General features: G+C 40.5%; 8 protein-coding genes. 1 reads left to right on the top strand and 7 read right to left on the bottom strand.

The annotated features are described in order from the left end of the window. Positions 1–350: 350 nt before the first annotated feature. Entirely contained in the window at positions 351–1,259 is a 909-nt protein-coding gene (locus AC4II3_RS30345; RefSeq protein WP_488012114.1) for an ion transporter, read from the top strand. A 100-nt stretch (positions 1,260–1,359) separates the two neighbouring features. On the opposite strand, the gene AC4II3_RS30340 is transcribed toward AC4II3_RS30345, so the two are convergent. The 7 genes from AC4II3_RS30340 to AC4II3_RS30310 all read right to left on the bottom strand — a co-directional run bounded on the left by AC4II3_RS30340 (position 1,360) and on the right by AC4II3_RS30310 (position 6,589). Continuing rightward, a complete protein-coding gene (locus AC4II3_RS30340) occupies positions 1,360–2,370 on the bottom strand; it encodes a hypothetical protein (RefSeq protein ID WP_488012112.1) in 1,011 nt (336 codons plus the stop codon). 35 nt (positions 2,371–2,405) lie between these two features. Continuing rightward, entirely contained in the window at positions 2,406–3,881 is a 1,476-nt protein-coding gene (locus AC4II3_RS30335; RefSeq protein ID WP_488012110.1) for a mechanosensitive ion channel domain-containing protein, read from the bottom strand. Positions 3,882–5,101: 1,220 nt separating this feature from the next. Next, a complete protein-coding gene (locus tag AC4II3_RS30330; RefSeq protein WP_488012108.1) occupies positions 5,102–5,446 on the bottom strand; it encodes an element excision factor XisI family protein in 345 nt (114 codons plus the stop codon). After that, positions 5,434–5,847 (bottom strand): XisH family protein, encoded by a 414-nt coding sequence (locus AC4II3_RS30325; RefSeq protein ID WP_488012106.1) that lies wholly within the window; start codon positions 5,845–5,847, stop codon positions 5,434–5,436. The genes AC4II3_RS30330 and AC4II3_RS30325 overlap by 13 nt, the downstream gene beginning before the upstream one ends. 18 nt (positions 5,848–5,865) lie before the next feature. Then, positions 5,866–6,063 (bottom strand): hypothetical protein, encoded by a 198-nt coding sequence (locus AC4II3_RS30320; protein WP_488012104.1) that lies wholly within the window; start codon positions 6,061–6,063, stop codon positions 5,866–5,868. Then, a complete protein-coding gene (locus AC4II3_RS30315) occupies positions 6,063–6,338 on the bottom strand; it encodes a BrnA antitoxin family protein (RefSeq protein WP_488012102.1) in 276 nt (91 codons plus the stop codon). Before AC4II3_RS30315 ends, AC4II3_RS30320 begins: the two co-directional genes overlap by 1 nt. Before the next feature lie 53 nt (positions 6,339–6,391). Beyond that, positions 6,392–6,589 (bottom strand): BrnT family toxin, encoded by a 198-nt coding sequence (locus tag AC4II3_RS30310; protein WP_488012100.1) that lies wholly within the window; start codon positions 6,587–6,589, stop codon positions 6,392–6,394. Positions 6,590–6,713: the final 124 nt, after the last annotated feature.

The following is a 6,713-nucleotide window of genomic DNA, read 5'->3' as shown; positions in this document are numbered from 1 at the left end:
GTAGGGAGTAGGGAGTAGGGAGTAGGGAGTAGGGAGTAGGGAGTAGGGAGTAGAGCTAAATTCATAACTGCTATACAGCATTTTTCATATATATGAGGTACAATTTTTTTTCCCCTGTTCCCTGTTCCCTGCTCCCCTTAACCCAGAACTTTGTACCTCACTGAATTGAAAACTGCGATATATAGTATAGTAATATTTACCTAAGGATATTGGTACTCTAGTTTAGTCATTAGTGATTGCTAAGGACTAAGGACTAATCACCAATGACCAAGCACCCGGAATGATAAGTATTCATCGGGATATAATCATATCACAAGTTGCCCACTGTAATTGTTTATCTAATTTTTTTTATGCAGGTAGCACTCCAAAAAATTTCTAATTCTGAAATCTTTCAGAATACAGTTTTGAGCGTAATAATCTTAGCTAGCATTATAGTAGGTCTGGAAACCTATCCATCATTTACAGAAAAGTACGGCACTATTGTCAATTTTATAGAACATCTAATATTAGGTTTTTTTATTGCTGAAATTTTTATTAAGATAGGTGCTGAAGGTAGTCATCCATGGCGCTATTTTAAAAATGGTTGGAATCTATTTGATTTATTCATTGTTGTGGCTTTACTATTGCCCATTGATAATCAATATTTTATAGTGCTACGTATGCTTAGGCTGCTGAGAGTATTTAGGCTAATCTCTGCTTTGCCTCGCTTACAAATACTTGTCCGAGCTCTACTCAAGAGTCTACCATCCATGGGCTATGTCTTTTTGCTTCTCTGTATTTTGTTCTATATTTATGGGGTAGCCGGAACCTTTTTATTTGCTGACAACGATCCGATTCACTTTTCTTCGTTACCCAAATCTATCTTGTCTCTATTTCAAGTAGTAACCCTAGAAGGTTGGACAGATTTGATGTACATCCAGATGTATGGCTGCGAAGGCTACGGCTACGATGGTATAGAAGAACTTTGCACAAATCCCTCAGCTTCACCCCTGATTGGTGTCCTTTTTTTTGTAAGCTTTGTGATGTTGGGGGCGATGATTACTATCAATCTGTTTGTTGGGATTATCACCAGCAATATCACTGATAGTGTCAATGAATTCAAGCAGGATCAGGAGAAACAGTTTGATAAGGTGCTGAAGGAGCAGCATGAACTTAGCAAAGTTTCCAGACTTGAAGGTCAGTTATTAGCAATTCAAGAACAGTTGAAAGACCTCAATATTTCCATAGAGCGTATCCGAACAGATATTTCTGATTATTGAGCGATTATTGATCACGTTTAATCGATTTCAGTAGTTTTGATGTGATTTGCAAACACTATCATTGATTTCTTAGTTGCTCTTGAATTGAAGCTGATATCACCTACTTTTTAACATACTTATCGAGCTCGAAAAACTCAATCAATTCCTCAAAGTTGGTGTCATTAGCGGTAGGAGTTGATAATTCAATGTCTTGAATTATGGCTGGATTCAAATACTTAAAAACATCATGGGTTAAAACCGAAATAGCTTCGGCGGTCAACCCTTTAAGTTCACGAGCCAATCTAGCCATTCGTCCCTTAGCAAAATTGACTTGAAAGCGAGTCCTTTTCAGGAGCCGTTGTCTAAGATTTTCATACAGCGTTTGTTTATCGATAACTTCATAATATGGAAGATCGTGATTCAAAATTATTGGGATAATATCAGGATTTTCTTCTAGAAATAGCAGACTGCCTTCCTCGTTAAATGCTTCAATCCCTTCCATTCCCAAAGTGCCTAAATCAGCCAAAGCAATAATCCGAGCTACTAGAGATAAGTTTTGATCAGAATAGTAGAGGTCAGGTTGGTAAATTGTATTGTCTAAACTATCATACCAACAAATGGTAGCGTTAATTGCTTCTGTAATGATTTGTAAATCTGAATCGGTAAACAAGGCCGGATGGTTAGGAGTTTGCTTACTTATCCATTCATTCTGATTTTTGATGTAATCGAAAAGCTTAGTAATGGTAGCGGCTTCGCTCACACCACTTTCTCGCCGCCTAGAGGTATAGGATTGGATTTGAGGGAGAAACTCTTGCACCATATCGTGAGCAATGGCGCACAGATCGATTAACTGTTTCATTCTGCTCAGATAGTCTGGTGCTGTATCATTGTCCAGACAGGCTTCCCAATAGGGTCTGATGGCTTGGAAAATCCGATCAGCCCTACGCTGCACTCCCTTAACATGGTCACAAGTATGATAGTAAAGCTGTTTTCGCTCCGTTTCTTTTTGCATTTCCAACAGAGCAAAGGTTTTCACCCTAGTGACGGCTTCCACAAAGGACCTAGGAAGCTGAGCTGAATCATCAATTGAGGGGTGTGGTAGATACTGATTATCCTGATTTAGTTTATTCATGAGAGTTGTTTTGATGACTAATAACTGAATCGGTTTTAAATCCCAAAAATTGATTGAATACGTTTGCGAATCTCGGCGAAAGGAGTTTCGTCTTCCTCTGTAGCACTGAAGGTTATTCCTAAGCGTTCCAATGTCTCTTGACGTTTGGATAATTCTTCAGAAATTCGGTCAGCTAATTCTTCGTGCTTAGCCAATAGACTTTGTAAATTGTCTCGATCCACCACAAACAGCATCGTCTCTTCTAGGGTACGAAGAGTAGCAGTACGGGGAGTACCCATCAGCAGAGACATCTCCCCGATAAACTCCCCAGACTTACGGGTAGCGACTCGTTTTCCAATCGATTCTACAAACACTTCCACTGTTCCAGATAGGATAATATAAAATGAGTCCCCTGGATCGTTTTCCCGACAGATGGTTTCGTAAGCTGGGAGAGTTTTCCGATAACCCTCCTCAATGATATGTCGCAGTTCGATATCGCTACAGTTTTCAAAATAACTTACTTGCCGCAATAAATCCGCCAGCATCCAGGGTTTAGGGGATTCAGACTTGGGTTTGGGTTTACCTGTAGTTGATTGCTTGTGGAATGATTTGGATCCATTAGTCACCCCGGGGGTTTGTAATTGCCGAAACAGAGAGACTAAGGCTTCTGGATTGTGAATACGCAAGTTTCGCTCAGGGTGGCCGGGTTCGATGTGGCGCGATCGCAATTCAGTATCAATCAGATAATACAAAGCGCTTTTAATTGCTTGGATTTCTGCTGGTTGATCGATCCAAACTAAAAGCTCAAAATCCATCCCTTCCTCTCCATAGCCCTTGAACCAAACCTGGGGAGAGGGAGAGGATAACACTCGAGGTTCTTGGCGGGCAGCCGCTAACAGCAGCTCTGTGATCACAAGGGGATCCAATTCATCGGGAAAATTGATGGGAACTTGGAGACGACTTGTAGGGTTTTCGTAGCTCCAGTTAATGACATTGTTTTGGACAAAACTGTTATTGGGAATAATAACACAAACGTTGTGAATGGTTCGTATTACGGTAGAGCGAATCGATATTTTTTCCACAGTTCCTGACAGATTATCGATTTCTATATAGTCTCCCACTTTAATCGGTTGATCAAGCAGGATAGTCAGACCACTGATAAAATTGCTAGCTAGATCTTGTAGTCCAATTCCAAATCCAATACCGAGAGCACCAGCAAAGATTGCTAAAGAACTTAGGTTAATCCCCGACGTTTGTAGAGCGATTAAAAACCCTAAGATACTTAGAATGTAACCGATAATAGAAGCGAGGGCTTCGCGAGTACCCCGATCCATCCTGAAACGGCTCAGTAACCAATGTTTAATCAGAGCTTTGATGGTACGGGATATCAGAATAGCGATGATACATAAAAACAGGAATTTGCCTAAGAAGCTCAGAGAAAAGGCTTGGTCACCAAATTCAAATAGCTTGGCGGTAAACACCCTAGAGATGGCATTCCCGAGTTTTTGTATCTGTGTAATAATCCAAGTCATCAGAAGTGTTGAACAGGGAACAGGGCAAGAGTCTGGGGACAGGAGGGAGTGTGGGGAGAGGGAAAAAGTAGTTTTCGATAATTTGGGTTCTTTAACACCATTTTTTCTCAGTTTTATCCTACTTCATGCTCTGTTGACAATAAGCATAGACAGACATCAGCCATCTCAGCCATGGAAAGCGCGAGTGGGCAGGGGCTGCGTAGGTCACCTGCCTCCGCACCTTTAAAGCCCTGTGGAAACCCCCTGTTTCCTTGCTGCATCGCTTTTATAAACGTTTATTCATGAATTCAACACTTCTGGTAATTGGTAATTGGGGCTCTACCGAACTTGCTATGTAAACCTGTTATATAATAATTATTCTAATTACAATTAGACGTGAATTTAATTTTTTGATATAATAATATTTTATAAATCACCAGCCCAATAATTACCAGCCCAATTATAGTTAATGGGGAATAAGCACGTTTTTAGGCATACTAGGTTCGTTATAGCCGTAACTTGTTATGGGTAATTAGTAATTGCTCCAACTATAGCACTTATCATACTTATGAGGTATCTGCAAGTTTTTTCCCCCTAGTCCCTAGTCCCTACTCCCTGCTCCCTACTCCCTGCTCCCTTTTCTCTTTTTCGTAAAACCTAGGACAAAAGTACTTCACGCAATTGAGAAATGCTATAGTTGTGATTCAGAAACGTTCGTATCGGAATATAGCCAGCCTCTTTAATCAGCTTTTGCCATCATCTGTTAATAGCAACAAGGCATAAGCTTCCCCTGCTCGCTCATCCCCTTGACCATCTTGTTTGATTATTACAAAGAGCCGACGGGTTATCGGATATGTCTTGGTTTTAAATGCATCACTATTCAGTTGATTGCGTCCTTGTTTAGGACAATTTACTGTTGGGATAAGTGGTGGTTGATAGGGCGGAATAAAAGAATCAGTTTTGGAGAGACTCAGAGGTAGAGGTTTGATAGTACACTGAGTAACAATCTCAGCAGCAGAAGCATAGAATGTGGCGTAGGGTGGGCAAATTCTGAATGTTTGGCAATTTCATCACCAATCATGTCCATTTGCCCACCCTACTTTATCAGCTCCTTTACTTCAGCCTTCTGCCTTGCTTTCGGCGCTTAGTATAAGTATTCAACCGGACATGATATCGTGTCCGGTTGCCCACCCGACAATATCAGCGTACGCACTGACGGCTGACCGCTGACCGCTAAATGCTTACTTTGTGCCATAGCCTGAGTATTGGCGCATAGTAGGTGGCTGAAACCCAATAACAATATCATTTTTGGGAACGTTCATATTAACCAGATCTTGACCAATATCCCATTCAGTATTGTTATTCTGAATCCAGATTTTGCCATTTTTAATCTCTAAATGAACTGAACAGCCATAAACTCTTTCTTTCTTGTCCCAGCCGATGGCCATTACTTGATAATGGTCGTTTTCCGTATCAAAAATGCTATGAATTTCAATGTCACCATGAGAGGGTTTGTAACTGGCATATTGACTCAGTAGTTGCTTGATTATGCTGCGATAATTTTGAAGCTTTTCTAGCTTTTCCATGATACAATTACCTCATTATCAATGTCATAACTTAATAGTTTAATTTGGTAATCATGAATAACCATTTGAGGAAATTCCTTCTGAAAAAACCTTTGGTAGGTGGTATCTGGAACCGCCAAAAATAATTGTCGTTCTGGCTCTTTTACCTTTAAGGCTACTCGATAGTTAATGAATTGACCAATGGCAAGGTGGAAGTCTGTAATAGAGGAGGGATTAATAAAACTTTTGATTTCCACTGCAATCCGCTGACCATTTCTTTCTGCCGCTATTAGTTTTTCGGCACCCAGATCAATAAAAAATTCAACTCCGCCGACTTTCAAAAAAAACGGATCATCGGTAATTTGCCAACCATCTTTAATTAAGGCATTTTTGACAACATCATGAAATAAGTCTTTTGCCATTACTCTTGCTCCCTTGGATCACAAGACCTGTGGTATAAAAAGTGTTGGCGGAGGATAACGTAGAAGTGTGAATGGCGGTAGGGGTAGGGTGGGCAAATTCTGTAGGTTTGGCAATTTCATCTTTGTGTCATGTCCATTTGCCCACCAAACAAGATCCGCGATCGCTGTTCCCTGGCGTAGGGTGGGCAAATCATCAACCATTAACCAATTGATCATCAATCATGTCCATTTGCCCACCCTACTTTATCTGATAATTCTTCACGAAGAATACGGCGTAGATCCCCTTGGGTGAGAGGTTGCTCATTTGGCAGTAGGAGATGTTTTTTTAAAGCTTCATTTATTAGAGTCTGATAACCAATTCCAGCCGTTTCGGCCTGTTCTCGAAATAGGGCTAGAATTTCATCATCGAGATAAATAGTAATGCGTGTTTTTCCTTTAGAAGGAATTACAGCTCCTCGTTTTCCTTTAGAAAAATCATATTCCTTTCTCATAAGCTTTTGTCTCCTGTTTTGTGGCGCGACGAGCAGAAATTAGTCGAATCACCTCACCGCGCATGGTATATACAACGACCAATGGTAATCCAGAGTTTCCTATTCCCGCGCTCGATGAAACGTTCTTCAGTAATCGAATCTGGATCAATGTCATGAATGGCAAGGGGATCGAAAAACACCATTTCAGCTTCCGCAAAGGAAACACCATGATGCATGCCAATTGGTTTTTGCAATTCTTGGATCATATTCAAAGGTCATACATATATTATATGTATAACAGAAAGTCTAGTCAAGATTCATGGTGTGGCGTGGCAAGCCTTAGAGCTAATTTGTAAAGTAAATCTTAAGAAGCCTGAAAACCTTGCTATGATTGTC

The organism is Moorena sp. (assembly GCF_982860115.1).
The sequence above is the reverse complement of the archived record's forward strand: the minus strand, read 5'-3'. Positions and strand labels throughout refer to the sequence as shown.

Coding starts and splice junctions, on each gene's coding strand:
- AC4II3_RS30345 (WP_488012114.1), top strand. CDS start 351: ATGCAGGTAGCACTCCAAAAAATTTCTAATTCTGAAATCTTTCAGAAT.
- AC4II3_RS30340 (WP_488012112.1), bottom strand. CDS start 2,370: ATGAATAAACTAAATCAGGATAATCAGTATCTACCACACCCCTCAATT.
- AC4II3_RS30335 (WP_488012110.1), bottom strand. CDS start 3,881: ATGACTTGGATTATTACACAGATACAAAAACTCGGGAATGCCATCTCT.
- AC4II3_RS30330 (WP_488012108.1), bottom strand. CDS start 5,446: ATGGAAAAGCTAGAAAAGCTTCAAAATTATCGCAGCATAATCAAGCAA.
- AC4II3_RS30325 (WP_488012106.1), bottom strand. CDS start 5,847: ATGGCAAAAGACTTATTTCATGATGTTGTCAAAAATGCCTTAATTAAA.
- AC4II3_RS30320 (WP_488012104.1), bottom strand. CDS start 6,063: ATGATCAATTGGTTAATGGTTGATGATTTGCCCACCCTACGCCAGGGA.
- AC4II3_RS30315 (WP_488012102.1), bottom strand. CDS start 6,338: ATGAGAAAGGAATATGATTTTTCTAAAGGAAAACGAGGAGCTGTAATT.